The organism is Iodobacter sp. BJB302 (assembly GCF_002735645.1).
Lineage (GTDB): Bacteria > Pseudomonadota > Gammaproteobacteria > Burkholderiales > Chitinibacteraceae > Iodobacter.
On sequence record NZ_PDZG01000156.1, the window covers coordinates 1 to 2,148 of the forward strand.

The following is a 2,148-nucleotide window of genomic DNA, read 5'->3' on the forward strand; positions in this document are numbered from 1 at the left end:
CGGTTGACGATGCTTTAGTAGAAATCACCCCAGAAACCGTCCCACTCACTATCGGCGGCGTGAGCGCTACCGGCGGCATCTTGGACAACGACAGCCCTGCCATCACCGGCATCGAAGTCGGCAATCCAGGCGTGGCCGATGACAATGTGGTGGAAGGCAATAATCTCGTCTTCAATGTTTCGCTCAGCACCGCCACGACCAAAGCTGAAACCTATGCCTTTAATCTGGGCGGTGGATCAGCGAGCGCAGCCGATTACGGCACGGCCACCTTCAGCAACGGCGTGACCTACAACCCAACCACGGGTTTGATTACGGTTCCTGCAGGTGTCACCAACTTCGCTGTCACCCTGCCAACCGTAGATGACGCGCTGGTTGAAATCACTCCTGAAACCGTACCGTTAACGATTGGTGGCGTTTCAGCCACCGGCGGGATTTTGGACAACGACAGCCCGGCCATTACCGGCATCGAAGTCGGCAATCCGGGTGTGGCCGACGACAATGTGGTGGAAGGCAATAACCTTGTCTTCAATGTTTCGCTCAGCACTGCCACCACCAAACCAGAAACCTATGCCTTTAACCTTGGCGGCGGATCAGCGAATGCCGCCGATTACGGCACAGCCACCTTCAGCAACGGCGTCACTTACAACCCAACTACAGGCCTGATTACCGTGCCTGCAGGCGTGACCAACTTCGCCGTCACCCTGCCAACCGTAGATGACGCGCTGGTTGAAATCACCCCGGAAACTGTTCCTCTGACTATTGGCGGCGTTTCAGCCACCGGCGGCATCTTGGACAACGACAGCCCTGCCATCACCGGCATAGAAGTCGGCAATCCGGGTGTGGCCGACGACAATGTGGTGGAAGGCAATAACCTTGTCTTCAATGTTTCGCTCAGCACTGCCACCACCAAACCAGAAACCTATGCCTTTAACCTTGGCGGCGGATCAGCGAATGCCGCCGATTACGGCACAGCCACCTTCAGCAACGGCGTCACTTACAACCCAACTACAGGCCTGATTACCGTGCCTGCAGGTGTCACCAACTTCGCCGTCACTCTGCCAACCGTAGATGACGCGCTGGTTGAAATCACCCCGGAAACGGTTCCTCTGACTATTGGTGGCGTGAGTGCCACCGGCGGTATTCTGGATAACGACAGCCCGGCCATTACCGGCATCGAAGTCGGCAATCCGGGTGTGGCCGACGACAATGTGGTGGAAGGTAACAACCTTGTCTTCAATGTTTCGCTCAGCACAGCCACGACCAAGGCTGAAACCTATGCCTTTAACCTAGGTGGCGGATCAGCAAGCGCAGCGGATTACGGCACTGCCACCTTCAGCAATGGCGTCACGTATAACCCAACCACGGGCCTGATTACCGTGCCTGCAGGTGTCACCAACTTCGCCGTCACTCTGCCAACGGTTGACGATGCTTTAGTAGAAATCACCCCAGAAACCGTACCACTCACTATCGGCGGCGTGAGCGCTACCGGCGGCATCTTGGACAACGACAGCCCTGCCATCACCGGCATAGAAGTCGGCAATCCAGGCGTGGCCGACGACAATGTGGTGGAAGGCAATAACCTCGTCTTCAATGTTTCGCTCAGCACTGCTACTACAAAACCAGAAACCTATGCCTTTAATCTGGGCGGTGGATCAGCGAGCGCAGCCGATTACGGCACGGCCACCTTCAGCAATGGCGTCACTTATAACGCCACGACCGGTTTGATTACGGTTCCGGCAGGTGTCACTAACTTCGCCGTCACCTTGCCAACAGTGGATGATGCTTTAGTAGAAATCACCCCAGAAACCGTCCCACTCACCATCGGCGGCGTGAGCGCCACCGGCGGCATCTTGGACAACGACAGCCCGGCCATTACCGGCATCGAAGTCGGTAATCCGGGTGTGGCCGATGACAATGTGGTGGAAGGTAATAACCTTGTCTTCAATGTTTCGCTCAGCACCGCAACAACAAAGCCAGAAACCTATGCCTTTAATCTGGGCGGCGGATCAGCGAGCGTAGCGGATTACGGCACAGCCACCTTCAGCAATGGCGTCACTTATAACGCCACGACCGGTTTGATTACGGTTCCGGCAGGTGTCACTAACTTCGCCGTCACCTTGCCAACAGTGGATGATGCTTTAGTAGAAA

1 protein-coding gene is annotated in these 2,148 nt (G+C 56.1%); it reads left to right on the forward strand.

The window, feature by feature from the left end; genetic code table 11:
- Window positions 1–2,148 (forward strand): Calx-beta domain-containing protein (locus CSQ88_RS22280; protein ID WP_218963188.1); only part of this gene is annotated, 2,148 nt, incomplete at both ends.